We start from the raw sequence: 24,869 nt of genomic DNA, 5'->3' as shown, positions 1-24,869 counted from the left end.
TACGAGTATCTATGGATCGTAGCAATTCTGAGACGGGAGTGGTGAGGCGAGGCCTTTTCTAGCCTGTCCCGGGACAGGCGCGCAAGCCGCTATTGTGAACGCATTTCATATCTTCAAAGCTGCTCGCGCTTTGCGTCTTCCCGCGCCCATGGCCAGCGACCCTCGATTTCCACCTCCAGCGAAAAACTGAGGAAGGTTCGAATCAGAACGATCAGGCCGAGCACCGCGAGGTTGTGCAGCGAGGGCGTCACGGCGACCGTGCCGATGATGTCGGCCGCGACGAGAAGCTCCAGCCCGAGCAGAATCCCGCGTCCGAGATTGGCGCGATAGCGGCGCAGGGCGGATTGCCAATCGCCGGACGTCAGGCCGCCGTGCAGAAAGGCGATTGTCGCCACGACCGCGGCGACGACGATCGACATCACTCCCGCCGCCTCGATCACAGCCGAGACCTGCGAAAGTTCCGGATTGAGCTCCGCGCGGGTCGGAAGATGAAAAGCTGCGAAATCCATGCGTGTCTTTGACCTATGGCCCAGATTGCGCAAGAGTGTGTGCGTGAACCAGAAAGCGCAATTGGCAAAAGAACTTGTCGCACTCTTTCCCGCCAGCGCCAAAACAGGAACGTCCATGATGAGGAAACATATCGGCGCGGCCGCGCTCGCGGGCGCCATGATCATCTCCGCCTGCGGCGTCGCGCATGCGCAGTCCGTCGCGCAGATGGAAAGCCGCTTCGCCGCCGCGGACAAGAATGGCGACGGCAAGCTGACGCTTGCGGAAGCACAGGCCGGCATGCCGCGCGTGGCGAAGAATTTCAGCAAGATCGACCGGGACGGCAAGGGCTATGTCACGGTTGACGACATCAAGGCGGCCATGGCCTCGATGATGTGAGCCGATCAGGCCTCCGCCCCTCGTGTTTCGAAAGCGCCTCTCGGCGCCGCCGGAAGCATGGGGGGTCGGATCGCGTTTCAGGCGCGACCGGCGTGTCGGACAGAGGGTCAGCCCTGAAGGAGATCCCGCAAATCCGCCATCTCCGCAGGCTTGACGAGATGGTGGTCGAAACCGGCCGCCAGAGTGCGTTCCCGATCTTCGTTGCGTCCCCACCCGGTCAGGGCGACGACCCGGAGCGGGCGCCGTAACGCGCGCGTGCGAATTTCCCGCACAGTCTGGTAACCGTCCATGTGCGGCATGCCGATATCAAGAAAGATCAGCTCCGGCGCGAAGGATGAGAAGGCGTCGAGTCCGGAGGCGCCCGAATAGGCGACGCAAACGTCAGCGCCGAGACGGCGCAGGATCATCGCGATCGTGTCGGCGCAGTCGATATCGTCGTCGATAACCAGAACGCGCCGGCGCTCGGGCTGAATGCTCATGCTCGTTTGCTTTCAGAGTCCGTCGCGAGCGGCATGGCGACGAAGAATTCACTGCCCTTTCCGACGCCGGCGCTCACGGCGCTGACGCGGCCGCCGTGAAGGTCCACGAGATTTCTGGCGAGAGCAAGGCCGATGCCGATCCCTCTCTTGTCGTCTGGCCGGCCGTATTCGACCTGCGCGAAGAGGTCCCAGATCGAGGCGAGCTTTTCGGGCGGGATGCCTCGCCCGTTATCGGTCAGCCGCACGGCCGCCTCGGCCCCCTCGATGGAGGCGTCGAGGCGAATGACGCCGCCCGGGGGCGTGTATTTGACCGCGTTGTCGAGGAGATTGGCGAACACCTGCACCAGCCGCACCTTGTCGCCGAAAATGGGCAGCGGGGCCGGGGACGCCTGATACAGGAGCCGGTGACCCTTGCTCTCCAGTTGCGGCCGCACCAGGTCGATGGCCTGCGGCAGGATCGTGAGCAGATCGGTCGGCTCCTTCTTCAGCGCGATCTTGCCATGGGTGATGCGCGCCACCTCGAGAAGATCGTCGACGAGCCTTGTCAAATGATCGACCTGGCGTTCGGCCTTTTTCAAAGCCGCCAGATTGTCCGCCTGGGCGCCGGGGTCTCCGCCATCCGGCATTTGGGCCAATTGCAGCGCGCTCTTGATCGGCGCGAGCGGGTTGCGCAGCTCATGCGCGAGGGTCGCGAGAAATTCATTCTTGCGCAGATCCGCTTCCTTCAGCACGCGGACACGACGCTGGTCGGTGATTTCCTCGACGAGCAAGGTGAGCCCGACGACCTCTCCGGTCTCGTCGAAGGCCGGATACCAGCTTTCGTTGAAATAGCGGACCACGCCCGGCTGGGCCCCGGTTTCGCCGGTAATGTCTTCGTAGCGGGAGGGGCGGCCGGTCTCGATGGCGATGCGCGCTTCCTCTTCGACGCGCGCCGCCACATTCGGCACGATCTCGCGCACGCCTTTTCCGATATGATCCTCGATGGGCACGCCATTGATCTCGGCGAGCCAGCGATTGACGCGGCGATAGCGCAGATCGCGATCGAAGAGGCAGATGCCGATGGGCGCGGTGTTGTAGATCCATTCGAGTTCGTCGCGCTGGCGCTGCGCCTCGTCGCGTTGGCTGCGGGCGTCCTTCTCGCTGCGCCGCAGCGCCTCCTCGGCGGCCTTGCGCTCGGTCACGTCTCTCCCGATGGCCATGAGGTTCGCGACTTTCTGCGCGTCTTCCGGCAATCGCTGCACCTCGATCGACAGCCAGTAGCGGCTGCCGTCGCGCCGCCTTTGCGGCAGTTCGGCGCGAAACACCTTTCCCTCGCGCAGGCAGGCGTCGGCGTCGCTGAAATCGACCGGCTCCGGCGCCGATTCGAGCAGAAAATCCCACAGCCGCCGGTGATGTACGTCCTCCGCCGGCCATCCCGTCATGCGCGTGAAGGCGTCGTTCGCCCATTCGAAACGCATGTCGGCGTTGGTCAGCATCACCGCATTGTCGGTGGAGGAGGCGACGAGCGCCAGCTTCCGGGCCCTGGCCTCCTGCTCGATCAGCGCGGCGCGCTTTTCGATGAGCTTCGCGTTCAATTGCCGCAGATCATTGGCCGCCGTTTCCTGCGTCTGCAACAGATGCAGGAGGTCGAGCGTCTGATCGTGAACCGCGAAATCGGTGAGCGCGAGGCCATATTCCAGAAGCTGATCGGACCGCGTGAGCCAGGGGGTCGCGAGCAGGACGCCGAGATCAGCTTCGGCGATCGACAGGAAGCCCCCACGCAGCAGCCGGAGATTGCTCCTGTCCTCGACGATGAACAACTGATCGGCGTTTTCGGCAAAGAAGGCCGGCGACAGCCTGCCGCGCGGCCGCACCAGCCGGAAAACATCATCGAGTCTTTCGCCCGGCCTCGCCATCGGGCAAATCTTCCGCAGGGACGGGCCCACTTCGGCCAGCACGCCGTCGCCGGTCCAGGCCAGATAGAAGGGGAAGGCGCGCAGGAACTCCTCGACAGGGAGGTTGCCTCCAAGCGCCTCCGGCTGCGGAATGACGGCCATCATGCCTCGGGGGCGCCCCAGGCCACCTCGAAGATGTCATGACTGGCGCCGGCATCCTTGGAGGCGACAAGCGCGATCTCCAGAGGCGTCTCGTAGAGCTTGCTCAGGCCTTGCAGCAATCCCACCATGAAGCTCGTGAGGCCCGGGCGCTCGGTGAAGTAATGGAGACGCAGCGAAGTCTCTCCGATGTCCGTGCAGGCGAACTCCGGCGGCCTGAGCTGCGGGTAGATCAGCGCGACGCGCGTGTGGAAGTTCGGCAATTTGATGAGAAAATCCTTCAGCGAGGCGCCGCCGGACTTGAGCAGCGCCCCGTAGGATTCCGCGCCGGTCTTGAGAACCCAGAATTCGCCGAAACGGACAAGGAATTCGTCGGCGGAACAGCCAAGCGTCTCGGCGGCCGCGCCCACCAGGCGGTAGGCGAGCTCATCCGGATAAGGCTCGTTGCCGACCAGAAAGTCGACCTCGACCCCGGCCTTTTCCTGGACGGCCTCCCATTGCGCGCCGCCGTGCTGCGAAACAATGAGATCGCCGATGGCTTTTGTAACAATGCCGTACATTGTGGAAAAATGTCTTCAGGTCAGAAGTTTGTCAATGGCCAAGCTGGCGCGAAGATGATACTTTTCCACGTTTGGGCGCAAATGTCAGAAACAGTCAGGCGCCACTCGTTTTTGAATGTTACCAAAAGACGCCCGGGCGCGGCCCGGCGGGATGACAGGGGCGCGCCTCCCGGCTCGATCTGCGGGCGGTTGCGTCTAGATTTTGAAGGAGCCGTCCCGTTCTGGCCAATGTGACGGTCAGGCCAAGGCGACGCTCGTCCACGGTCGCCGCCTTGGCCGTTTCAGCGACAGCGGTTCCCGGCCGCGCAGGGGCGCATGTCCGGGCAGGCCCGGCCTCGGCGCCAGGCGATGCAAGATACTGCGATGTCGTGGAATTTCCCTGGTGGAGCTGGGGGGATTCGAACCCCCGACCTCTGCAGTGCGATTGCAGCGCTCTCCCATCTGAGCTACAGCCCCAAGGTGACGCGGTGGATACTCGGCGGGGGTTTTCCTGTCAATCGCCCATTCTGCTTTCCGACAATTTTTCCTCGATCCCGCCTCCCTGTGTGAGAGGTTGCCGGGCGGGGGCAGGGAGGCTAGACAGGCGGCTGCCCTTCATTCGCGGGACGTTCTCATGTCTTATGCGGTCGTAAGCCTTCTGCTCACTGTCCTCGACCTTTACTGGTGGGTGGTGATCATCTCCGTCATCCTCTCCTGGCTCGTCGCCTTCGACGTGCTCAACACGCGCTCCCAGGCCGCCCAGACCATCTGGCGCGCCGTGGATGCGCTGACCGAGCCGCTGCTGCGCCCGATCCGCTCGGTGCTGCCGGCGGTTGGCGGGCTGGATCTGTCGCCGCTGATTCTGCTGCTCGGCATCCAGTTCCTGCAAAACCTCCTCAGCCACAGCGTGGGCTGATTTGGCCGAGGCCGACGCGCCGTGGACGGCCGAGCCTGACGGGGTCACGCTCTGGATCAGGCTCACCCCCAAGGGCGGGCGGGATGGAATCGACGGCGTGGACGTTCTCGCCGACGGCCGCGCCGTGCTGAAAGCGCGCGTGCGGGCCGCTCCGGAAGACGGACGCGCCAATGCGGCGCTGATCGAGCTCATTGCCAGGGCGCTCGCCGCGCCCAAAAAGGCGGTGACGATTCGCTCCGGCGACACGAGCCGCCTGAAGAAGCTTTTCATCGCGGGCGATCCCGCGCCCATCATCGACGCGCTGGCCCGGCTGGCGCCAACCAAAGGCTAAACGAGCGACAAGATGAGCAAGTCGAAAATCAACGTCGGCAATTTCTTCGAGGATTTCAGGATCGGCCAGATCATCCGCCACGCGGCGCCGCGCACCGTCACGGTCGGCGAGGTCGCGATCTATACGGCGCTCTATCTGCCGCGCTTCGCCGTCCAGTCCTCAAAGGCCTTCGCGCAGGCGATCGGCTACACGGACGCCCCGATCGACGACATGCTCGTGTTTCACCTGGTGCTCGGAAAGACGGTGCCGGACGTCTCGCTCAATGCGCTGGCCAATCTCGGCTACGCAGACTTCAAATTCCTCGCGCCGGTCTATCCGGGCGACACGCTCGACGCCGTGTCGGAGGTCATCGGCCTGAAGGAGAACTCCAACCGGGAAACCGGCGTCGTCTATGTGCGCACGACCGGCAAGAACCAGCGTGGCGAGACCGTCCTCTCCTACGCCCGCTGGGTCATGGTGAAGAAGCGTGACAAGGACGCGCCGGTCGGCCCGACGGTCGTGCCGGATCTGCCCAAGGCGGTCGCGCCGTCGGAGCTCGGCAAGGCCGTGCCGCCGATCAATGTCGTGGCTTACGACAAGGCGCTCGCCGGCTCTCCCTTCCTCTGGGGCGATTACGAGGTGGGCGAGAAGATCGACCACATCGACGGCATGACGGTGGAGGAGGCCGAGCACATGCTCGCCACACGCCTCTATCAGAACAATTCGAAAGTGCACTTCAACCAGTATTACGAATCGCAGGGCCGCTTCGGGAAGCGCATCATCTATGGCGGCCATGTGATCTCCATGGCGCGCGCGCTGTCCTTCAACGGACTCGAGAACGTCTTCCACGTCTCGGCGGTGAACGGCGGCAAGCATGTCAATCCGCTGTTCTCCGGCGGCACCATCTTCGCGTGGAGCGAGGTGCTGGACAAGGCCGAGATTCCGGGTCGCAGCGACATCGGCGCGCTCCGCCTGCGTCTCGTCGCGACCAAGGACAAGCCCTGCGCGGAGTTCCCGCTCAACGCCCCCGACGGCAAGCCGGACCCGGCCGTGCTGCTCGATCTCGATTACTGGGCCGTGCTGCCGAGGTAAGAACCGCCGGGCGCGCGCGCCTTCCCCTTGCGGGGAGGGCGGCGCGCCGCCTGCCGGCATCCATAAGGATTGATAGAAATTCATTTTTGTATTGCCTAAAGCGGCGCGCTCGGCTCGTTTTGTCGCCTCCCGCAACGCTAGGAACAACCTCCGGGTCCGTCTGTTGTTAGCGCACGTGAAATAGGTCTCTTCACGTAACCTGATCTGACAAGTGCGCGATTTCATATCGGGCGCATGCGCGGCATGCGGCCGGACGTCGCGCTGCGAGACGGAGTGACAGACATGATCAAGGCGATTGTGTTCGCGGCCACGCTGGCCACGGCGGGCGCTGGCGTTGTTTACGCGCAGCAGAGCGGCACGACCGGCGGATCGCCGGGAACGACGATGGGAACGGAGCGCGGAACCGGCGGGACGACCGGCACGATGGGCGGAACCAGCACGATGGGAACGGCCGGCAGGGCCGGGACGACCGCCCAGATCATGTCGACGCTACCGCAGCATGTGACGGCGGTGTCGAACTGGTACGACCAGAACGTCTATGACACGCAGGACAACAAGATCGGCGAGATCAAGGACATGCTGCTCGACCGCGAGGGCAAGGTGCAGGCCGTGATCGTGTCGGTCGGCGGGTTCCTCGGCATGGGCGAGAAAGACGTCGCCGTCGCCTTCGACGCGGTCAACCCCGCGCAGCGTGAGAACCGCTGGTGGCTGACCATGAACGCCAGCAAGGATCAGTTGCGCACGGCGCCGGGCTTCCGCTTCGACCGCTCGAAGCAGGCGTGGACGATGGCCTCCCGCTGACGCGAGGCCGCGATAGAGACAGGGCCTCGCCACAGCGCCGCGGCGGGGCCTTTTTGCGGGTGAAGGCCTCCGGTCGTCGCCCGCCGCCGTCACCCCTTGAACTCCGCTTCCCCCATTCCCAGATCGAGAACTGCGCGGGCCATACCGGACGCGCGAACAGGCGCGGCGCGTTACGCAGCGCGCCGCATGTCGCTTCTTGTGGAGGATATGTCATGCGTCACTTCGATCTCTCGCCCCTCTATCGTCAGACCGTGGGCTTCGATCGTCTTTTCAATCTTCTGGATCAGGCCGGCGGCGTCGACGGCGCCTCGACCTATCCGCCCTACAACATCGAGCGAACGGGCGAAAACGCCTATCGCGTCACGCTCGCGGTCGCCGGCTTCTCGCGCGAGGAGTTGTCCATTGAGACCCGCGAGAACGCCTTGTCCATCAAGGGCTCCAAGGAACAGACCGGCCCCGGCGAGGGTCGTGAAATGCTGCATCAGGGCATTGCCGCCCGCGCCTTCGAGCGTCGCTTCCAGCTCGCGGACCATGTCGTTGTCACAGGCGCCAGCCTCGTCAACGGCTTGCTGCATGTCGACCTCGTGCGCGAAATTCCTGAAACGCAGAAGCCGCGCCGCATCGAGATCGGCGCCTCTGCGCCGACCGCCACGGTCGTGGAATCCAAGGCCGCCTGAGCGGCAGGCGAAGCCTGATGAGAAGAGGCGCCCCGGCGGGCGCCTCTTTTTTTGTCATTGCGCGGCTTTCGGCGAGGCGACGCCCGAGGGCGTCTTCGCGCTCGCGGTGGACGGAGCCATTCCGGCGGCCGGCGCGGAGGGGGTGACGACCGCCGCTCCGTCCGCCGACCGGGGCGGCACGATCGCCCGATGAGACCCGCCGGTGGAGCGCGCCGCCACCGGCCGGCCGGGGAGGGCCTTCCTGCTCTCGGAGGGCGCGGCGGACATGGGCGCCCGCCTGTTCTCCGCCGTGGCGCCGGAGTCGGTCTTGGCCTCGCCCGATTTCGTCTCTGCGTTGGCGGCGGCGGGCGCCGGCGGCTTGGCCGCGTCCGATTTCGGCGACTCGGCGGGCGTTTCGGCGGGCTTGGAGGGTTCGACCGGTTTGGCCCATTCCGACGCTTTGACGGCGTCCGGGGGTCTCGGGGGCTCGGCCGGCTTCGCCGCGTCCATCGGAGCGGGGGCGGGCGCGTCTGGCGGCGGCGCGATCTTCGCCCGTGCAGCCGGAGCGCGCGCCGCGTTCTCGGCGGTTGGCGTCTGCGGCGCGACGCGGGCAGGGCGCGGTTCGGCCCGCGCGCCCCGCTCACGGCGAGGCTCCCTCGCCGCCGAGCCTTGCGCGCCTCGATCATCCGCACGTCTGCGCGCGTCATCGGGGGCCGGTCCGAGCCGGGTCACGTGGAGCACCTCGCCCTCGTAGGGATCTATATAAAAGCGCGCCTGATCGCCGCCCGCGCCCACTCCCGTCGCGACGATCTCGTCGCCGCGCCGACCGAGCGGGCCGACCAAGCCATAGCCCGCGCCGGCAAGAATGCGCGCGATCGCCCGGCGTGAGCCGTAGCGCGGAAGTTCGTCGTCGTCCGGCCGCAGATTGTAGCGCCACGTGTGAACGAACGGCCGGAAAAAGAACTGCGCCGAGGCAGGGCCGGCCGCGCAGCAGGCGAGGGCCAGGCCGAGCGCGAGCGGCTTGCGCCATTTCCAGCAGTCGGAAGACATGAGTTGCTATCCCTGAAGCGTGCCCCACGCCGGGCTCATCTTCTCCCGGATTGCGGCGAGCATTGGACCGCGCAGCGGCTGCCCCCAAATGCTTCGCCCGAATCCTGGGCGGTTGCTTGTCACCGGGGCATAAATCTGGCAACAATCGTGGGCGTCGATATGTCAGTGCTGCTGACCTTTCGACGTCGCCGACCGATCGCAGGCCGCCCATGGCCCGAGCCCTGTTGCATAAAGATGGCGGGCTTGGGGCGGGGAGGCGCGATGGGTCCGTTCTGGCGCGCCTTTTGCTGAAGGCGCGGCGGCCGGGCCGGGGCAGGCGCTTGAAACGAGCGGCCGCGTTTGGCCGGATGCGAGCGGGGTCTGGACGAAGCGCAAGGCCGCTTCTATCCGTCCAGTTCTTGCTCTATGCAGTATTTTTGAATCGAGGATGGGACGGGACGAAGGCGCTTGAAGCGCCGCGCCACGTCGGGGAGACGCCGCCATGACGAAGGTCGTTGAGATGAAGGCCATGCAGGAAAAGGTCGCGCTCGGCCGCGATCCCGCCCTTCCTGTCGCCCAGGGCCTTTACGATCCCGCGCAGGAGCATGATTCCTGCGGCGTCGGCTTCGTCGCCAACATGCACAATCAGAAGTCCCACGCCATTGTGGAGATGGGGCTCCGGATTCTCCTCAATCTCGACCATCGCGGCGCGGTGGGCGCGGACCCCAAGCTCGGCGACGGCTGCGGCATTCTCGTCCAGATCCCGCACGACTTCTTCAAGGCGGAATGCGCGAAGCTCGGCTTCCAGCTTCCGGCGGCGGGCGAGTACGCCATCGGCCAGTTCTTCATGCCGCGCGATCCCGAAGTCCGCGCGCGCGCCAAGGCCATTCTCGAAGAGCAGATGCGCGACGAGGGCGTGGTCGCGCTCGGCTGGCGCGACCTGCCGGTGGATTCGAGCGACCTCGGCGACGCCGTGCGCGCCGTGGAGCCGCACCACATCCAGCTCTTCATCGGCCGCGGCCCGGATGTGAAGGACGCGGACGATTTCGAGCGCCGCATCTATCTCGCGCGCAAGTCGTCCTCCAACGAGATTTACAAGCTCGAAGGCGGTCGCGAGTTCTACTCCGTCTCCGTCTCGACCCGCACCATCGTCTACAAGGGCATGGTGCTGGTGTCGCAGCTCGGCAGCTATTTCCTCGACCTCAGGGACGAGCGCTTCGTCTCGGCCATCGCGCTGGTGCATCAGCGCTTCGCGACCAACACCTTCCCGTCCTGGCGTCTGGCGCATCCGTATCGTTTCGTCGCCCACAACGGCGAGATCAACACGCTGCGCGGCAATCTGAACTGGATGGCGGCGCGCCAGGCGTCGGTGACCTCGCCGCTCTTCGGCGACAATATCAGCAAGCTCTGGCCGATCTCCTATGAGGGCCAGTCCGACACCGCCTGTTTCGACAATGCGCTCGAATTCCTCGTGCGCGGCGGCTATTCGATGGCCCATGCGGTGATGATGCTGATCCCCGAGGCCTGGGCGGGCAATCCGCTCATGGACGAGGATCGCCGCGCCTTCTACGAGCACCACGCCGCGCTCATGGAGCCGTGGGACGGCCCCGCCGCGATGGCCTTCACCGACGGCCGCCAGATCGGTGCGACGCTGGACCGCAACGGCCTGCGTCCGGCGCGCTATCTCGTCACCGACGACGGCCTCGTGGTGATGGCGTCCGAAATGGGCGTGCTGCCGATCCCGGAAGAGAAGATCGTCACCAAGTGGCGCCTCCAGCCGGGCAAGATGCTGCTCGTCGATCTGGAGCAGGGCCGCATCGTCTCCGACGACGAGATCAAGAAGGAGCTGTCGCTCTCGCACCCCTACAGGGAGTGGCTGGCGCGCACGCAGATCAAGCTCGAGGACCTCAAGCCCGTCGAGGCGCGCCCGGCGCGCGCCGACGTGTCGCTGCTCGATCGCCAGCAGGCCTTCGGCTACACCGAGGAAGACCTCTATCTGCTGATGTATCCCATGGCCGTCACCGGCCAGGAGGCCGTCGGCTCCATGGGCACGGACACGCCCGTCTCGCCGCTCTCCGACAAGGAGAAGCTGCTCTACACCTATTTCAAGCAGAACTTCGCGCAGGTGACCAATCCGCCGATCGATCCGATCCGCGAGGAGCTGGTCATGAGCCTCGTGTCCTTCATCGGCCCGCGCCCGAACATCCTCGATCACGAGGGTTCGGCGAACAACAAGCGGCTCGAGGTGCGCCAGCCGATCCTCACCAATGAGGATCTCGAAAAGATCCGCTGGATCGGCATGGTCGAGGACAGCTTCGACACCAAGACGCTGGAAATCTCCTACGACTCCAGCAGGGGCGCGGCGGGGATGCGCGGCGCCATCGAGCGCCTGTGCCAGCGCGCCGAGGAGGCGGTCAAGGGCCATTACAACATCATCATCCTGTCGGACCGCATGGTGGGGCCGGACCGCATTCCGATCCCCGCGCTGCTCGCGACGGCGGCGGTGCATCACCATTTGATCCGCAAGGGCCTGCGCACCTCGGTCGGCCTCGTCGTCGAGACGGCTGAGGCGCGCGAGGTGCATCACTTCGCCTGTCTCGCGGGCTTTGGCGCCGAGGCGATCAACCCCTATCTCGCCTTCGACACGCTGGAAGCCTCGGTCTCCGAATTCCCCAGCGACGTCGACGCCGAGACGGCGGTGAAGCGCTACATCAAGGCGATCGGCAAGGGCCTGCTGAAGGTCATGTCCAAGATGGGCATTTCGACCTATCAGTCCTACTGCGGCGCACAGATTTTCGACGCCGTGGGACTCGCCCAGAGCTTTGTCGATGAATTCTTCACCGGCACGACGACCCGCGTCGAAGGCGTCAGCCTCGACGAGATCGCGCGCGAGTCGGTGCGCCGCCATCGCCTCGCCTTCGGGGACGCGCCGGTCTATCGCGACGCGCTGGACGTCGGCGGCGACTACGCGTTCCGCATGCGCGGCGAGGCGCATAGCTGGACGCCGCAGACCGTTTCGCTGCTTCAGCACGCGGTGCGCGGCAATGCGCAGGAGCAGTATCGCGCTTTTGCCAGGGCGCTGAACGAGCAGGACGAGCGCCTGCTCAATCTGCGCGGCCTGTTCCGCATCAAGGGCGCCGAGGAAGACGGCCGCAAGCCGGTTCCGCTCGAAGAGGTCGAGCCGGCGAGCGCGATCGTCAAGCGCTTCTCGACCGGCGCCATGTCGTTCGGCTCCATCTCGCGCGAGGCGCACACCACGCTCGCCATCGCCATGAACCGCATCGGCGGCAAGTCGAACACGGGCGAGGGCGGCGAGGAGCCGGATCGCTTCAAGCCGCTGCCGAACGGCGACACCATGCGCTCGGCGATCAAGCAGGTCGCTTCGGGACGCTTCGGCGTGACGACCGAATATCTCGTCAACGCCGACATGATCCAGATCAAGATGGCGCAGGGCGCGAAGCCCGGCGAGGGCGGCCAGTTGCCGGGCGACAAGGTGGACGCGGTCATCGCCAAGGTGCGTCACTCGACGCCGGGCGTCGGCCTCATCTCGCCGCCGCCGCATCACGACATCTATTCGATCGAGGATCTCGCGCAGCTCATCTTCGATCTGAAGAACGTCAATCCGAAAGCCGGCGTCTCGGTGAAGCTGGTTTCCGAGGTCGGCGTCGGCACGGTGGCGGCGGGCGTCTCCAAGGGCCGCGCGGATCATGTGACGATCTCCGGCTATGACGGCGGCACGGGCGCGTCGCCGCTCACCTCGATCAAGCACGCCGGCAGCCCGTGGGAAATCGGCCTCGCCGAGACCCACCAGACTCTCGTGCTCAACGGCCTGCGGTCGCGCATTGCGGTTCAGGTCGACGGCGGCCTGCGCACGGGCCGGGACGTGGTCGTCGGCGCGCTGCTCGGCGCGGACGAGTTCGGCTTCTCGACGGCGCCGCTGATCGCCGCCGGCTGCATCATGATGCGCAAGTGCCATCTCAATACCTGCCCGGTCGGCGTCGCGACGCAGGACCCGGTGCTGCGCAAGCGCTTCGCCGGCCAGCCCGAGCATGTCATCAACTTCTTCTTCTTCGTCGCGGAGGAAGTGCGCGAGCTGATGGCGCAGATGGGCTACCGCAGCTTCGACGAACTCGTCGGCCAGATGCAGATGCTCGACAAGACGAAGGCCGTCGCGCACTGGAAGGCGCAGGGGCTCGACTTCTCGAAGCTCTTCCACAAGCCGGCGGGCGAGGGCGCCCAGATCCGCCACAGCGCCTTCCAGGATCACGGTCTGGAGAAGGTTCTCGACAACAAGCTCATCGAACAGGCGCGTCCAGCGCTGGATCGCGGCGCGAAGGTCTCGATCGAGACGCCGATCAAGAACGTCGACCGCACCACGGGCGCCATGCTCTCCGGCGAAGTGGCGCGCATCTATGGCCACGCCGGCCTGCCCGAGGACACGATCGGCATTCGCGCGACCGGCACGGCGGGGCAGAGCTTCGGCGCGTTTCTGGCGCGCGGCGTCACGCTGCAGCTCGAGGGCGAGGCCAACGACTATGTCGGCAAGGGCCTGTCGGGCGGCAAGCTTGTCGTCTATCCGTCGCGCGACGCCGGCAAGATCGATCCGTCGAACTCGATCATCGTTGGCAATACGGTGCTCTACGGCGCCATCGCGGGCGAGTGCTATTTCCGCGGCGTCGCGGGCGAGCGCTTCGCCGTGCGCAACTCCGGCGCGGTCGCGGTGGTCGAGGGCGTCGGCGACCACGGCTGCGAATACATGACCGGCGGCGTCGTGGTCGTGCTGGGTCAGACGGGCCGCAACTTCGCGGCCGGCATGTCGGGCGGCATCGCCTATGTGCTCGACGAGGACGAGACGTTCTCGACGCGCTGCAACCTCGCCATGGTCGATCTCGAACCCGTCGGCGCGGAAGAGACCGTGATGACCGAGGCCTATCACCAGTCCGGCGACCTCGAAACGCATGGCAAGGTCGATATTCTCGCCGACATGACCCGCTTCGACGCCGAGCGTCTGCGCCAGTTGATCCAGAACCATCTGCGCCACACGGGCTCGACCCGCGCGCGCGAGATTCTGGACAATTGGGAGGACTATCGGCCGAAATTCCGCAAGGTCATGCCGATCGAATATCGCCGCGCGCTGACCGAAATGGCGGCGAAGAAGGCGCAGCCGAAACGACTGGCGGCGGCGGGCGAATAGGCCGGCCGTCGATCCAGGGACGCGGCGCGGGGCTTTGAAGGCTTCGCGCCGTGCGCGCGTCGGGCGATCAGCTTGACGGGCCAATCATGAAAGCGTTTACAACGCGACGCAAATCCCGCTGTGGCGGCGGCTGTCGGCAGGTTGGCGGAAGACGCCTTTGTTTCCTGCCAGATGATTGGGGCGCTTTTGCCCCGGTCGCGGCTGGAGCCCGATGCGAAAGGTTGGATGCACGATGGGCAAGGTCACGGGCTTTCTGGAAATCGACCGTCAGGACCGCAAATACAAGCCGGCGGCCGATCGCATTCGTCATTACGACGAATTCGTCATTCCGCTGACGGAGGAGGCGACCCGCAGCCAGGCCTCGCGCTGCATGGATTGCGGCATCCCGTTCTGCCACAACGGCTGCCCGGTCAATAACCAGATCCCGGACTGGAACGACCTCGTCTATCACGGGGGATGGAAGCGCGCGCTCGCCAATCTCCATTCGACGAACAACTTCCCCGAATTCACCGGCCGCGTCTGCCCGGCGCCCTGCGAGGCGTCCTGCACGCTCAATCTGCAAGACCAGCCGGTCACCATCAAGACCATCGAGTGCTCGATCGTCGATCGCGGCTTCGCGGAGGGCTGGGTCGTTCCCGAGCCGCCGAAGCGCAAGACGGGCCGGCGCGTGGCCGTCATCGGTTCCGGCCCGGCGGGTCTCGCGGCCGCGCAACAGCTCGCGCGCGCAGGCCATGACGTCAATCTGTATGAGAAGGCGGCCAAGGCCGGCGGCCTGCTGCGCTACGGCATTCCGGACTTCAAGATGGAAAAGCATCTCATCGACCGCCGCGTCGAGCAGATGCAGGCGGAGGGCGTGACCTTCCATTGCAACGTCAATGTCGGCGTCGACGTGAACATCCGCGACCTGATCGCGAGCCATGACGCCGTGGTTCTTTCCGGCGGCGCGGAGAATCCGCGTGATCTGCCGATCCCCGGCCGCGAGCTGCGCGGCGTGCATTTCGCGATGGATTTCCTGGGGCAGCAGAACCGCCGCGTCTCCGGCGAGCCGCTCACCACCAATGAGCCGATTTTCGCGACCGGCAAGCATGTCGTGGTCATCGGCGGCGGCGACACGGGCTCCGACTGTATCGGCACGTCGGTGCGTCATGGCGCGCTGTCCGTGACCCAGCTCGAAATCATGCCGCGCCCGCCCGAGAAGGAAAACAAGCTGCTGACCTGGCCCGACTGGCCGCTGAAACTGCGCACGTCCTCCTCTCACGAGGAGGGCTCGGCCCGCGAATTCTCCGTGCTGACGAAGGAGTTCGTCGGCGAGGGCGGGGCGGTGAAGGGGCTGCGCTGCGTGCGCGTCGACGGCAAGATGCAGGAGGTTCCCGACAGCTCCTTCGTGATCCGGGCCGATCTCGTGCTGCTGGCGATGGGCTTCGTCTCGCCGGTGCGGGAAGGGCTGCTGGAGCAGGCCGGGGTCGATCTCGACAACCGCGGCAATGTCGCGGCCGACACGAAGAGTTACAAATCGACGCGCGAAAAGGTTTTCGCGTGCGGCGACATGCGGCGCGGACAATCGCTCGTGGTGTGGGCCATTCGCGAGGGGCGCCAATGCGCCCATGCGGTAGACCTGCACCTGATGGGCGAAACAAATTTGCCAAGGTGAGGAAACATGGTCAGCGAGAAGCTTAATCTCTGGTATTGCGACATTTTCGTCGCCCAGCCGTGGCAGTTCTTCTTTCTGCTGATGGCGCTGGCGGGGGCGTTCTTCTACGGTCGCGGCCAGCATAAGCTCGGCTGGATTCTGATCGGGATCTGGGTGGTGGTGACGATCACATTCTCCGCGCTGACCAATTTCGTTTTTACCTGTAATCTGGAGTAGCGCCGGATTTTGAGGGGCTTGCGCCCCTCACCCCAACCTTCTCCTCGCGAAGGAGAAGCGGCCGGGTGAGGGGCAAGGTCCCATCCGCAATGAAAAAGCCCCGGCTCATCACCGGGGCTTTTCATTGTGGGGGTGTCCTGCCTCAGAGAACGACCACCGTGGCTCCGACCTTCACGCGCCGGAACAGATCGATCACGTCATCATTGGTCATGCGGATGCAGCCGGAGGACACAGCCTGACCGATCGTCCAGGGCTCGTTGGACCCGTGGATGCGAAACATTGTGTCGTGGTCGCCGGAATAGAGATACATGGCGCGGGCGCCGAGCGGGTTTTCCTCGCCGCCCACCATGTGACGCGGCAGATCGGGACGGCGCTTCAGCATATCCTTCGGAGGCGTCCAGTCCGGCCAGCTCTCCTTGCGGCCGATGCGGACGCGGCCCTTCCAGGTAAATCCCTCGCGTCCGACGCCGATGCCGTACCGCATCGCCTGACCATTGCCGAGCGACAGATAAAGCGCGCGGCTCGCGGTGTCGACGGTGATGGCGCCGGCGCGTTCCCCGGTGGGGTCCGCCACGATTTCGCGCGTGGCGGTCGGGTATTCGCGACCCAGTCGCATGTCATCCGGCTGCGTGGCCGGCGCGGACGCCTGCTGCGCGTCGCCGCTGTAAGAAGCGGTCATGTCGGTTGCAGGCTGGTCCTCGAAGAGGGCCATGAAACCGCGCTCGTCCGCCATCGCGCCGGCGCTGACTCCCGTCATCAGCGAAAAGGCCGCAACCGCCAGAAAGCGACCCGAACCCAATTTTAAATGAGGCATTTTTGTGGCTCCGCAAAATCTCTGGCGAGAAAATGCCTAAGCCTGTCCTTTGGTTCCGCTCGAACGAACGTAAACCTGAATTTTTGCCGTGATCGGGATCGGCTGGACGTCAGTGCGTCTGCGGGGCGGGAGACTTCCAGGAGTAATCATCCGCGCGATTGGCGCGCGCCGGCTGATCTCCGCCCTCGACGAACACATGCCGCGCGAGCGCCTGCGCATCGGCGCCGGAGGACGCCGATTTCGGCGCCGGGCGCGCCAGTTCGCCGCCGGCCGATCCGGCGCCGCTGAGCGTCTGGACAGGGCCGATGGCCGGACGGTCCGGCAGGGCGGGCGCATTGGAGCTGAGCGGATTCACCGGGGAACGGAAGACCACCGGCGCGCCATTGTTCGGCGCGGGCGCGGCGGCCTCGGATGGCGCGCCTGTCGCGGGCGCCGTCGCGGTGGGTTGCTGGTCCGGCGCGGGTCTCGCGCCCTCGTAGAGCTTCTTGATTTCATTGGCGACGAAATGCGCGACGCTGAGCCCGCCCGCTTCCGTCAGATGCACGCCGTCGGCGGTGCGCAATTTCACGATCTGGCCGTTGATGTCAGGCCCGAAGGCGCTGAACTGGCCTTTCTCGTCCGCCAGCGCCTCCCACAGATCGACATAGACGCCGCCGTCCTTCGAAACCTCTTCGCGGAACAAGTCGTTGAGTTTGGCCATGTCCGCCGAGAAGCTCTCATTCTTCATGACCGGCAGGCCGACCCAGATCACCGGGATCTTTTTCTCCCGGAAGGCGGCGAGCATGGCGTCGATGCGGGCCTTGTAAATTTCCCGCCAGCGCGGGGAGAGCGGCTCTTCGCTTTTGGCGCCGTCCCGCAGCGACTGGCGATCGTTGGAGCCGATCATGATCACCGCGACGTCGATCTTCTGGGGGCCGTTGGCGAGGTCCCGCGCGGTCTTGGGCCAGTCGTAGTAATCGTCGCGCACCAGCCCCGAGCTTTCCCTGGCTTTCTTCAAGATGCCGATTTCGGGTTTGTCGGCGAAGGTTTCTTCCAGGCCGTTTCCGAGCTGTTCGCCGAAGGCGTCGCCCATCACGGCGACGAAATAATTGGCGGCGGCGTCGGGCTTCTCGCTCTCCGCGGGCGTCGCCTCCTGACGCTTCGCGCGTTTCGCGGCGCGGCTGGCGTCGCCGCTGCGCCAATAGGTGGGCGGGCGGTTCTCCTGATGCGGCATGATGCGGCGCACGCGCGGTTGCGCGGGGCTGTGGCTTTGCGGCGATCGACCGCCCGGACTGCCGAAGATGCTGCCGAAGAATTCCGAAAAGGGGTCCTGGGCGCTCGCCTGCGGCGCGCCCGTGACGAGGATCGCGAACGCCAGCGCCGCTATCGCCAAAAGCCGGGAAAACATGGCCATAACTCTACGCTTCGTCGCCATCTGCGCACTATAAGGGCGATGGCCGCCGCTTCGCAAATCGCGTCTTGACGCGGGAAGCCCGTTCGGGTCCCAATCGAGCGCCGAGTCGGACCACAGGGAAACGGGAATGCGGAAATTCGCCTTGGGAGTCGCCCTTGTGGCGTTTGTCGGTGGAGGCGCCTCCGGCGCTCTCGCGCAGATGCGCGAGCACGATCCGCCGGCCGAATACCGCTATCCGCCCTACACGGGAGCCATGCGGCTCTGCTCCGACCCGACCGTGCTGAACGAGATTTCCTTCAGCTTCGCCGATCGCGAGGCGGATTACTGGAACTCGGGGCTCACGATCGAGAGTTTCTACCCGCCGGAGGAATTCGGCTATCGCACCAACGGCCTGAGCTACCTCCCGCGCCGCTACTGCCGCACGCTGGCGCTGTTCAACGACGGGGTGGTTCGCAAGGTGGTCTACAATGTCGGCGAGGCGCTCGGGTTCATCGGCGTCGACTCGGGCGTCACCTGGTGCGTCGAGGGGCTTGACCGTAACCATGCCTTCAGTCCGAATTGCCGCGCGGCCGGACCTTGAGCGCGGCCGCGTTTCGGACCAGGGGTTTCACATGTCGCGTTCTCATCTGACCGCCGCCGGCGCGGCGGCGCTTGCCGTTGTTTTTGCTGTTCTGGCCTTCGCGTCGCCCGCGCCCGCCAAGGACGACGATTGCATTCTTGACCATTGCGCCGATCGGCTGCCGCCCAAAGCGCAGCCCGAAATGACGCCGCCGGTTCCGGAGACGTCGCCCGACGAGGCGAAATCAGAGGGAAATTTCCGCAGCGGCGCGCCGTCGAAGGATTTCGATTTTTACGTGCTGGCGCTGAGCTGGTCGCCGGGTTTCTGCGACAGCGTCGAGGGGTCGCATGATCAATGCGAGCCGGGGAAGGGGCTCGGCTTCGTCGTGCATGGGCTGTGGCCGCAATATGAGCGTGGCTTCCCGAGCGATTGCGCCGGGCCGCGGTCGCCCTCGCGCATCGCGCTGGAGCGCGCCGCCGGTCTGTTCCCGGACGAGCGTCTGGCGCGCTACGAATGGCGCAAGCATGGGACCTGCTCGGGCAGGAGCCCGAGCGACTATTTCTCGGACGTCGCCCGCGCCCGCGAGGCGGTGACGATCCCGGCGCTGTTCGTGCGGCCCGCGCGGGAGCAGACATTCACGCCCATCGACGTCGAGCGCGCCTTCTACGACGCCAATCCGCGCCTGCGGGCGGGCATGATGGCCGTGTCCTGCCGGCGCAACGTCTTCGACGGGGTGCGCATCTGCCTGTCGAAGGACCTGCGGGAGTTTCGGGCCTGTCCGGATGTCGTCCAGCATGGCTGCCGCCAGCGCGAGATCGTCGCGCCGGCGCCCTTGTGACGCATGAATTATCGACACGGCTTCCACGCCGGCAATTTCGCGGATGTCTTCAAACACGCATTGCTGGCGCGGCTGATCGTGTATCTGACGCGGAAGGAGACGCCCTTCCGCGTCATCGACACCCATGCCGGGGAAGGGGCCTATGACCTTGCGGCCGAGGAGGCGGAGCGCACGCTCGAATGGCGGGGCGGGATCGGTCGCCTCGCGGATCTGAGCGGCGCCGACAGCGAGACGCTGGCGCTGCTGGCGCCCTATCTCGATTGCGTCGGCGCCTTCGGCGCCGACGGGCGCCCGGCGCTCTATCCCGGCTCGCCGATGATCGCCGCGCGGCTGATGCGCCCGCAGGATCGCGCACTGTTCTGCGAACTGCGCCCAGACGCCTTCGAGACGCTGCGGTATCGCTTCGGCCGCGACGCGCGCGTGAAGACCATCCACATCGACGGCTATACGGGGCTTGGCGCCTATGTGCCGCCGAAAGAGCGGCGGGGACTGGCGCTGATCGATCCGCCGTTCGAGCGGACGGACGAGTTCGAGGTGATGTTCGAGGCGTTTCTCGCCGCCCATGCGAAATGGCCGACCGGCGTCTACGCGCTGTGGCATCCGTCCAAGGACGCACAGGCGGAGAAGCGGTTTCTCGCGGCCTTCGCGCGGGCGGGCGTCAAACGCGCCTTGCGTCTGTCCTTCGCGGTGGCGAGCGGCGGCAAGGGCCTGCGCCGCACCGGGCTCGTCGTGGTGAATCCGCCGTTCGTGTTTCAGGAAGAGGCGCGCAGGATATTGGCGTTTCTCGCGCCACGGCTGGCGCAGGGGCCCGGCGCGGGGTTCGAGATCGAGCCGCTGACGGGGGAGTGAGAAGCCTTTCAAGATGGTCCCATACCTTCGGCGGTCGAAGACCGCCGGGTGGGGTTCAAGCCGCTACGACTGTGGATCGGGCAGGCCCCCACCCGGTCCCTTCGGGACCACCCTCCCCGCAAGGGGGAGGGATAAGCTCGCGAGCAGCGTTTGCGCTGATTTCACCGTCAATCTTGCGGCATGAGCCCCATACCTCCCCTTCACGGGGAGGTCGGCGGTCGAAGACCGCCGGGTGGGGTTCAGGCCGCTCAGCCGTGATGGGGCCTGACCCCACCCGACCCAGCTTTGCGGGGCTGCGCTCCCCGCGAGGGGGAGGGATCAGCTCATCCCCGGGAGCCTCACGGCATCGCTGGATAATCCGTATATCCCTCCGGCCCCTGCGTATAAAACGTCTCGGGCTTTGGCGCGTTGAGCGGCGCGTTTGCGGCGATGCGCGCGGGCAGGTCCGGGTTGGCCAGAAAACTGGCGCCGAAGGCGACGGCGTCGAGCTTGCCATCCCGAATAGCGGCGTCGGCCTCGGCGGTGCCATAGCCCATGTTGCCGATGAGCCCGTTGCTAAACTGCGCGCGCGCCGGCGTCATGACGTCCGCCTTCTGCTCCTGGAAGAAATCCGCGCGCATGACATGCAGATAGGCGAGGCCCAGATCATTGAGCGCCGCCGCGAGCCACGCCGTCAGCCCGACGGGATCGCTGTCCCTCATGCTGTTGTAGCTGTTGAGCGGCGAGATGCGCAGGCCCACGCGGTCGGCGCCCCAGACATCGACCGACGCCCGCAGGATTTCGAACAGAAGACGCGCGCGATGTTCGATCGGCCCGCCATAGGGACCGCTGCGCCGGTTTGAGCCGTCGCGCAGGAATTCGTCGATCAGATAGCCATTGGCGCCATGCAGCTCGATCATGTCGAAGCCGGCGGCTTTCGCATTGCGTGCGGCGGCCGCGAAGCCAGCGACGATTCCCGGCAGTTCGTCGTCACGCAATTCGCGCGGCGTCACATAGGGCTGCATGCCCTGCGGCGTCATGACCTGACCATTGGTGATGGCGATGGGCGAGGGGGCGACCGGCGTGGCGCCATCGTTCAGAAGCGGATGGCAGGCGCGCCCGCCATGCCAGATTTGCAGTGCGATGCGCCCGCCTTTGGCGTGCACGGCGTCGGTGACGCGCTTCCAGCCCTCGACCTGCGCCTGCGAATAAATCCCCGGCTCGCGCCAGAAGGCGGAATTGCCTTCGATCGCCATGGTCGCTTCGGCGATGATCAGCCCCGCCGAAGCGCGCTGCGCGTAATAGTCCGCCATCAGAGGGCCGGGTACATGGCCGTCTTCCGCGCGGCAGCGCGTCAGCGGTGCCATCAGGACGCGGTTGGGCAGGGTCAGCGCGCCGAGCTTCAGCGGCGAGAACAGGGCTTCGTGGGCCATGAGCATTCCTTCTGTGGGGTCGCCCGGTCCCGCGGGCGGCTCAGGCTGAGGTGGGGCAATCTTCCTGCCGATGCAAGCGCGCCGCGCGGTTCTCCCGCTCAATCTGGGACGCGCGCCAGATTGGCGCCGCCGCCGCGCTGATGTAGGGATCGCGCAACAGAAAGAAGCCCGCGCAAATGATGATCCTTCGCTACTCAGCCGCCTCGCCCTACGCCCGCAAGATTCGCGTGGCCGCCGAGCTTCTCGGGCTCGCCCAGCGCATCGAAATCGTCGCGGCGAGCACGGCTGATCCGAACGATTCGCTGCGCCGGCAAAATCCGCTCGGCAAGATTCCAACGCTCGTTCTCGAAGACGGCTCCGCGCTCTACGACAGCCGGGTGATCGCCGAATATCTGGATCATCTTGGCGGCGGCCGGCTGATTCCGGCCGATCCGTCGCGCCGTTTCGAAGTTCTGCGCCTTCAGGCGCTCGGCGACGGCGTCAATGATGCGGCGCTGCTGATCCGCTACGAGACCGCCACGCGCCGCCCCGAGCTGCGCGATCAGGACGCCATTGATCTTCAGCAGGGCAAGATTGACCGCGCGCTCGCGACGCTGGAGGCGGCGCCGCCGTCCGGTCCGGTCGATCTCGGGCAGATCGCCGTGGCCTGCGCGCTCGGCTATCTCGACTTGCGCTTCGAGGGCGCCTGGCGGGCGCGTTATCCGAAGCTCGTCGGCTGGCTGGACACGTTTGAAAAAATGGTTCCGGCCTTCGCCGCGACAAAGGCCTGACGCTCTCCCCACTCATGCGGGGAGAGGTCGGGAAAGACGGATCAACCCTTTCCGGCGATCTCCGCCGGCGGCGCCCAGCCGCCGGCCTTGGCCAAAGCGGCGCCGCCGACGCCCGGAAGGCGCAGACGCTGGCCGGGGTAGATCTTGTCCGGATGCTTCAGCATCGGCTTGTTGGCCTCAAAGATCTCCTCGTAGCGGGCGCCATTGCCGTAATAGGTCTCGGCGATCTTCCACAGCGTGTCTCCCGCCACGACGACGTGAACGCCGGAGGGCTGCGTCGGATCATGATCAGGGGCGATGAGATTGTTCTCGACCTGCGCGACGCCCTTGCTGTTGCCGACGGCCAGGACGATCTTCTCCAGTTCCGCGCGTGAGTTCACGGCGCCGTTCAGGGTCACGCGGTCTCCATGGACCTCGATGTCGACGCCCGAGACGTCGAACCCATGGCTTTCCAGTTCCTTCATCAGCGCGTCCGCCGGGGCGGCGGAGGAGTCGGTCGCGCCCGCGACAGCCGGCGCGGCTTTGCTCTTGCCGGTGAAAAAATCAAAAATGCCCATGCGACGTTCTCCCCAACACCCGCGCGTCAACGCGGTCTGCCCAAGTCGTCGCGAGGGCGCAGCCGCTCCTCGCGATGACCGTTGAGGCAACGTCTCGTGGGGACGATCGTTCCTCGCTAGAAATGGTAATTCACGCCGCCCCGGACCGTCGATTGATCGACGCCCGAATAGGTCTGGAACGGCGAGGAGGCGAAATAGGTGTCGGACCCCGTTGAGGTGTAGAGATATTCGCCCTTGGCCGAGACATTGGGCGTGACCAGATATTCGACGCCGGCGCCGAGCGCCCAGCCGGGCTGAAAGCTCGACTGATAGCCGGCGAAGCCCAGGCCCGCGACGCTGATGGAATTGCGGCTCCCCGCAAAACCCGCGGTCGCGAAGATCAGCGCGCGGTCCATCACATAGCCCGCGCGGCCGCGAATGGTCAGTATGTCGTCCGTATTGCCGCGCGCCGCGACGCCCCAGAGCGGCGCGACGTCGGTGCCGATCCAGGCGAAGGAGAAATCCGCTTCGGCGCCGATCAGGAAGTTTGGCGAGAGCTGATAGTTGTAGCCCCCCGTCAGGCCGATCAGCCCGCCATTGGCGCCGCTGACGAGGGCGCGGCCGCCCGAGCCCTGGAAATCGGCGAAGCCCCAGCCGCCCTGCACGCCGGCGTAGAAGCCGTTCCAGAGGAAGGCCGGGGGCGGGGGCTCGTAGGCGGGGGCCGGCGCGGCCCGGCGCCGGGGCAGATCGGCGGCGGAGGCTGATGCGACTCCGAACAGCGCGACAAGAACAGACGCAAGAGAAGCGGCGCGTTTTGCGGTCATCACTCAACTCCCAACGCCGCAAGGAACTCGCGCGGCGACGCAAAAGAGACTGAAATCATTCAGCTTAATGAGTGGTTGCCGAGCGGCGCCGTCAGCGTGGCCGAAAGATGGCGGTAAGGGAGCGTGACGCCGCAACGCCGGCTCGGTCCTTTGGAATTCGGTTTGGGCCGGTCACAGGGGTTAACGCGTCGCGACCGCCGCGCTTCGAATATGGCTAATGTTGTCTAAATGATTGACCGGCAGCCCCGTTCGTGGGAAGCGGCGCCCCATAGGGAGAGCGGCGATGAACGAGAGGGGCGACCCTGGCGACACCCATTCAGGCCCCGCGCTGGTGACGGGAGCGGCGCGGCGGATCGGCCTCGCCATCGCCGCGCGCCTGGCGCGAGAGGGGCGGCCGGTGGTGCTGCACGCCTCCCGCCGCTCGGCCGAGGAGGCGGAGCTTGCCGCCGAAGCCATCCGCCGGAAGGGCGGCGAGGCGCTCGTCGCCGTCGCCGATCTGGCCAGGACTGAGGAAACCGAGCGGCTCGTCCCACAGGCTGCGCGCGCCTTCGGGCCGTTGACCCTGCTCGTCAACAACGCCTCGATGTTCGAGGTGGATGACGCCGGGGATTTTTCGGCCGATCAATACGAACGGCTGATGGCCGTCAATCTGCGCGCGCCGCTGCTGCTCGCCCGCGATTTCGCGGCTCAGCTCCCGGCGGGCGCGGACGGCGCCATCGTCAATATGATCGACCAGCGCGTGTGGCGGCTGACGCCGCGCTATTTCAGCTACACTTTGTCGAAGTCCGCGCTGTGGACGGCGACGCGCACCATGGCGCAGGCCTATGCGCCGCGCATTCGCGTCAATGGCGTCGGGCCGGGGCCGGTCTTTCCCAATGAGGCGCTGGGTGATCGTGACTTCGAGATCGAGGCCCATGGCGTGCCGCTCGGTCATGCGGCGGATGTGTCGGGCGTCGTTGACGCGGTGCTGTTTCTGAGCCGCGCAAAGAGCGTCACCGGCCAGATGATCGCGGTCGACAGCGGTCAGCACCTCGCCTGGCGCACGCCGGACGTCGCGCCGGAGTAGCGGCGCG

General features: G+C 66.0%; 24 protein-coding genes and 1 tRNA gene. 14 read left to right on the top strand and 11 right to left on the bottom strand.

Annotation, left to right across the window (positions count from 1 at the left end; genetic code table 11):
* Positions 1 to 113 precede the first annotated feature (113 nt).
* Positions 114 to 509, bottom strand: a complete 396-nt coding sequence (locus ACR652_RS01735; protein WP_434504793.1) for a DUF1622 domain-containing protein — start codon at positions 507 to 509, stop codon at positions 114 to 116.
* A 115-nt stretch (positions 510 to 624) separates the two neighbouring features.
* Here ACR652_RS01735 and ACR652_RS01730 point away from each other — a divergent pair, with 115 nt between their 5' ends.
* Positions 625 to 885, top strand: coding sequence for a hypothetical protein (locus tag ACR652_RS01730; RefSeq protein WP_434504792.1), 261 nt, complete (start codon positions 625 to 627; stop codon positions 883 to 885).
* A gap of 107 nt (positions 886 to 992) precedes the next feature.
* Here the strand turns inward: ACR652_RS01730 and ACR652_RS01725 are convergent, their stop codons facing one another.
* The 4 genes from ACR652_RS01725 to ACR652_RS01710 form a co-directional block, all read right to left on the bottom strand.
* Positions 993 to 1,364 (bottom strand): response regulator, encoded by a 372-nt coding sequence (locus ACR652_RS01725; protein ID WP_434504791.1) that lies wholly within the window; start codon positions 1,362 to 1,364, stop codon positions 993 to 995.
* A complete protein-coding gene (locus ACR652_RS01720; RefSeq protein WP_434504790.1) occupies positions 1,361 to 3,403 on the bottom strand; it encodes a PAS domain-containing protein in 2,043 nt (680 codons plus the stop codon). The genes ACR652_RS01725 and ACR652_RS01720 overlap by 4 nt, the downstream gene beginning before the upstream one ends.
* The gene (locus ACR652_RS01715) at positions 3,400 to 3,957 is read right to left on the bottom strand and encodes a heme NO-binding domain-containing protein (protein WP_434504789.1); all 558 of its coding nucleotides are present in this window, start codon (positions 3,955 to 3,957) and stop codon (positions 3,400 to 3,402) included. Before ACR652_RS01715 ends, ACR652_RS01720 begins: the two co-directional genes overlap by 4 nt.
* 380 nt (positions 3,958 to 4,337) lie before the next feature.
* Positions 4,338 to 4,413 (bottom strand) — tRNA-Ala (locus ACR652_RS01710).
* A gap of 157 nt (positions 4,414 to 4,570) precedes the next feature.
* Between ACR652_RS01710 and ACR652_RS01705 the strand changes: the two genes are divergently transcribed.
* From ACR652_RS01705 to ACR652_RS01685, 5 genes are all read left to right on the top strand, one after another.
* Positions 4,571 to 4,852 (top strand): YggT family protein, encoded by a 282-nt coding sequence (locus ACR652_RS01705; protein WP_434504788.1) that lies wholly within the window; start codon positions 4,571 to 4,573, stop codon positions 4,850 to 4,852.
* Between the two features lies 1 nt (position 4,853).
* Positions 4,854 to 5,183 carry a DUF167 family protein gene (locus tag ACR652_RS01700; protein WP_434504787.1) on the top strand — a complete coding sequence of 110 codons (330 nt, stop codon included), beginning with the start codon at positions 4,854 to 4,856 and terminating at the stop codon, positions 5,181 to 5,183.
* A gap of 12 nt (positions 5,184 to 5,195) precedes the next feature.
* Positions 5,196 to 6,254, top strand: a complete 1,059-nt coding sequence (locus ACR652_RS01695; RefSeq protein WP_434504786.1) for a MaoC family dehydratase — start codon at positions 5,196 to 5,198, stop codon at positions 6,252 to 6,254.
* Between the two features lie 282 nt (positions 6,255 to 6,536).
* Positions 6,537 to 7,055: a PRC-barrel domain-containing protein gene (locus ACR652_RS01690; protein WP_434504785.1), complete on the top strand. Its 519-nt coding sequence runs from the start codon at positions 6,537 to 6,539 to the stop codon at positions 7,053 to 7,055.
* Between the two features lie 212 nt (positions 7,056 to 7,267).
* Positions 7,268 to 7,732, top strand: coding sequence for an Hsp20 family protein (locus tag ACR652_RS01685; protein WP_434504784.1), 465 nt, complete (start codon positions 7,268 to 7,270; stop codon positions 7,730 to 7,732).
* A gap of 54 nt (positions 7,733 to 7,786) precedes the next feature.
* Here ACR652_RS01685 and ACR652_RS01680 read toward each other — a convergent pair whose 3' ends face one another.
* Complete coding sequence (locus ACR652_RS01680) at positions 7,787 to 8,761, bottom strand: hypothetical protein (RefSeq protein ID WP_434504783.1); 975 nt, start codon at positions 8,759 to 8,761, stop codon at positions 7,787 to 7,789.
* Positions 8,762 to 9,242: 481 nt separating this feature from the next.
* Here ACR652_RS01680 and gltB point away from each other — a divergent pair, with 481 nt between their 5' ends.
* From gltB to ACR652_RS01665, 3 genes are all read left to right on the top strand, one after another.
* On the top strand, positions 9,243 to 13,934 hold the full coding sequence (gene gltB / locus ACR652_RS01675; protein ID WP_434504782.1) for a glutamate synthase large subunit: 4,692 nt from the start codon (positions 9,243 to 9,245) through the stop codon (positions 13,932 to 13,934).
* A gap of 232 nt (positions 13,935 to 14,166) precedes the next feature.
* The gene (locus ACR652_RS01670; protein ID WP_434504781.1) at positions 14,167 to 15,585 is read left to right on the top strand and encodes a glutamate synthase subunit beta; all 1,419 of its coding nucleotides are present in this window, start codon (positions 14,167 to 14,169) and stop codon (positions 15,583 to 15,585) included.
* A 6-nt stretch (positions 15,586 to 15,591) separates the two neighbouring features.
* The gene (locus ACR652_RS01665; RefSeq protein WP_434504780.1) at positions 15,592 to 15,801 is read left to right on the top strand and encodes a hypothetical protein; all 210 of its coding nucleotides are present in this window, start codon (positions 15,592 to 15,594) and stop codon (positions 15,799 to 15,801) included.
* 142 nt (positions 15,802 to 15,943) lie between these two features.
* On the opposite strand, the gene ACR652_RS01660 is transcribed toward ACR652_RS01665, so the two are convergent.
* Positions 15,944 to 16,615 carry a L,D-transpeptidase gene (locus ACR652_RS01660; protein WP_434504779.1) on the bottom strand — a complete coding sequence of 224 codons (672 nt, stop codon included), beginning with the start codon at positions 16,613 to 16,615 and terminating at the stop codon, positions 15,944 to 15,946.
* Between the two features lie 109 nt (positions 16,616 to 16,724).
* Complete coding sequence (locus tag ACR652_RS01655; RefSeq protein WP_434504778.1) at positions 16,725 to 18,002, bottom strand: SGNH/GDSL hydrolase family protein; 1,278 nt, start codon at positions 18,000 to 18,002, stop codon at positions 16,725 to 16,727.
* Positions 18,003 to 18,135: 133 nt separating this feature from the next.
* Between ACR652_RS01655 and ACR652_RS01650 the strand changes: the two genes are divergently transcribed.
* From ACR652_RS01650 to ACR652_RS01640, 3 genes are read left to right on the top strand one after another with little or no spacing between them, the layout of a single operon-like run.
* Positions 18,136 to 18,588: a hypothetical protein gene (locus ACR652_RS01650; protein ID WP_434504777.1), complete on the top strand. Its 453-nt coding sequence runs from the start codon at positions 18,136 to 18,138 to the stop codon at positions 18,586 to 18,588.
* A gap of 31 nt (positions 18,589 to 18,619) precedes the next feature.
* Positions 18,620 to 19,405, top strand: coding sequence for a ribonuclease T2 family protein (locus tag ACR652_RS01645; RefSeq protein WP_434504776.1), 786 nt, complete (start codon positions 18,620 to 18,622; stop codon positions 19,403 to 19,405).
* Positions 19,406 to 19,408: 3 nt separating this feature from the next.
* The gene (locus ACR652_RS01640; protein WP_434504775.1) at positions 19,409 to 20,254 is read left to right on the top strand and encodes a 23S rRNA (adenine(2030)-N(6))-methyltransferase RlmJ; all 846 of its coding nucleotides are present in this window, start codon (positions 19,409 to 19,411) and stop codon (positions 20,252 to 20,254) included.
* Between the two features lie 338 nt (positions 20,255 to 20,592).
* On the opposite strand, the gene ACR652_RS01635 is transcribed toward ACR652_RS01640, so the two are convergent.
* Positions 20,593 to 21,666, bottom strand: a complete 1,074-nt coding sequence (locus tag ACR652_RS01635) for an alkene reductase (RefSeq protein WP_434504774.1) — start codon at positions 21,664 to 21,666, stop codon at positions 20,593 to 20,595.
* Between the two features lie 176 nt (positions 21,667 to 21,842).
* Between ACR652_RS01635 and ACR652_RS01630 the strand changes: the two genes are divergently transcribed.
* Positions 21,843 to 22,436: a glutathione S-transferase N-terminal domain-containing protein gene (locus tag ACR652_RS01630; RefSeq protein ID WP_434504773.1), complete on the top strand. Its 594-nt coding sequence runs from the start codon at positions 21,843 to 21,845 to the stop codon at positions 22,434 to 22,436.
* Positions 22,437 to 22,477: 41 nt separating this feature from the next.
* Here ACR652_RS01630 and lysM read toward each other — a convergent pair whose 3' ends face one another.
* Together lysM and ACR652_RS01620 are read right to left on the bottom strand one after the other, a co-directional pair.
* A complete protein-coding gene (gene lysM / locus ACR652_RS01625) occupies positions 22,478 to 22,993 on the bottom strand; it encodes a peptidoglycan-binding protein LysM (RefSeq protein WP_434504772.1) in 516 nt (171 codons plus the stop codon).
* Between the two features lie 116 nt (positions 22,994 to 23,109).
* Positions 23,110 to 23,796, bottom strand: coding sequence for an outer membrane protein (locus ACR652_RS01620; RefSeq protein ID WP_434504771.1), 687 nt, complete (start codon positions 23,794 to 23,796; stop codon positions 23,110 to 23,112).
* Between the two features lie 283 nt (positions 23,797 to 24,079).
* Between ACR652_RS01620 and ACR652_RS01615 the strand changes: the two genes are divergently transcribed.
* Entirely contained in the window at positions 24,080 to 24,862 is a 783-nt protein-coding gene (locus tag ACR652_RS01615) for an SDR family oxidoreductase (RefSeq protein WP_434504770.1), read from the top strand.
* The last annotated feature ends 7 nt before the right edge of the window (positions 24,863 to 24,869 follow it).

It is taken from the genome of Methylocystis sp., from assembly GCF_051061225.1.
Taxonomy (GTDB): Bacteria; Pseudomonadota; Alphaproteobacteria; order Rhizobiales; family Beijerinckiaceae; genus Methylocystis.
The sequence above is the reverse complement of the archived record's forward strand: the minus strand, read 5'-3'. Positions and strand labels throughout refer to the sequence as shown.

What these genes read in the sequence shown, in the direction of transcription:
- ACR652_RS01720 (WP_434504790.1), bottom strand. Translation starts at nt 3,403, where the DNA reads ATGATGGCCGTCATTCCGCAGCCGGAGGCGCTTGGAGGCAACCTCCCT.
- ACR652_RS01615 (WP_434504770.1), top strand. Translation starts at nt 24,080, where the DNA reads ATGAACGAGAGGGGCGACCCTGGCGACACCCATTCAGGCCCCGCGCTG.
- ACR652_RS01650 (WP_434504777.1), top strand. Translation starts at nt 18,136, where the DNA reads ATGCGGAAATTCGCCTTGGGAGTCGCCCTTGTGGCGTTTGTCGGTGGA.
- ACR652_RS01630 (WP_434504773.1), top strand. Translation starts at nt 21,843, where the DNA reads ATGATGATCCTTCGCTACTCAGCCGCCTCGCCCTACGCCCGCAAGATT.
- ACR652_RS01715 (WP_434504789.1), bottom strand. Translation starts at nt 3,957, where the DNA reads ATGTACGGCATTGTTACAAAAGCCATCGGCGATCTCATTGTTTCGCAG.
- ACR652_RS01620 (WP_434504771.1), bottom strand. Translation starts at nt 23,796, where the DNA reads ATGACCGCAAAACGCGCCGCTTCTCTTGCGTCTGTTCTTGTCGCGCTG.
- ACR652_RS01645 (WP_434504776.1), top strand. Translation starts at nt 18,620, where the DNA reads ATGTCGCGTTCTCATCTGACCGCCGCCGGCGCGGCGGCGCTTGCCGTT.
- ACR652_RS01665 (WP_434504780.1), top strand. Translation starts at nt 15,592, where the DNA reads ATGGTCAGCGAGAAGCTTAATCTCTGGTATTGCGACATTTTCGTCGCC.
- ACR652_RS01640 (WP_434504775.1), top strand. Translation starts at nt 19,409, where the DNA reads ATGAATTATCGACACGGCTTCCACGCCGGCAATTTCGCGGATGTCTTC.
- ACR652_RS01685 (WP_434504784.1), top strand. Translation starts at nt 7,268, where the DNA reads ATGCGTCACTTCGATCTCTCGCCCCTCTATCGTCAGACCGTGGGCTTC.
- ACR652_RS01655 (WP_434504778.1), bottom strand. Translation starts at nt 18,002, where the DNA reads ATGTTTTCCCGGCTTTTGGCGATAGCGGCGCTGGCGTTCGCGATCCTC.
- ACR652_RS01690 (WP_434504785.1), top strand. Translation starts at nt 6,537, where the DNA reads ATGATCAAGGCGATTGTGTTCGCGGCCACGCTGGCCACGGCGGGCGCT.
- lysM (WP_434504772.1), bottom strand. Translation starts at nt 22,993, where the DNA reads ATGGGCATTTTTGATTTTTTCACCGGCAAGAGCAAAGCCGCGCCGGCT.
- ACR652_RS01705 (WP_434504788.1), top strand. Translation starts at nt 4,571, where the DNA reads ATGTCTTATGCGGTCGTAAGCCTTCTGCTCACTGTCCTCGACCTTTAC.
- ACR652_RS01670 (WP_434504781.1), top strand. Translation starts at nt 14,167, where the DNA reads ATGGGCAAGGTCACGGGCTTTCTGGAAATCGACCGTCAGGACCGCAAA.
- gltB (WP_434504782.1), top strand. Translation starts at nt 9,243, where the DNA reads ATGACGAAGGTCGTTGAGATGAAGGCCATGCAGGAAAAGGTCGCGCTC.
- ACR652_RS01660 (WP_434504779.1), bottom strand. Translation starts at nt 16,615, where the DNA reads ATGCCTCATTTAAAATTGGGTTCGGGTCGCTTTCTGGCGGTTGCGGCC.
- ACR652_RS01730 (WP_434504792.1), top strand. Translation starts at nt 625, where the DNA reads ATGATGAGGAAACATATCGGCGCGGCCGCGCTCGCGGGCGCCATGATC.
- ACR652_RS01735 (WP_434504793.1), bottom strand. Translation starts at nt 509, where the DNA reads ATGGATTTCGCAGCTTTTCATCTTCCGACCCGCGCGGAGCTCAATCCG.
- ACR652_RS01680 (WP_434504783.1), bottom strand. Translation starts at nt 8,761, where the DNA reads ATGTCTTCCGACTGCTGGAAATGGCGCAAGCCGCTCGCGCTCGGCCTG.
- ACR652_RS01635 (WP_434504774.1), bottom strand. Translation starts at nt 21,666, where the DNA reads ATGGCCCACGAAGCCCTGTTCTCGCCGCTGAAGCTCGGCGCGCTGACC.
- ACR652_RS01695 (WP_434504786.1), top strand. Translation starts at nt 5,196, where the DNA reads ATGAGCAAGTCGAAAATCAACGTCGGCAATTTCTTCGAGGATTTCAGG.
- ACR652_RS01725 (WP_434504791.1), bottom strand. Translation starts at nt 1,364, where the DNA reads ATGAGCATTCAGCCCGAGCGCCGGCGCGTTCTGGTTATCGACGACGAT.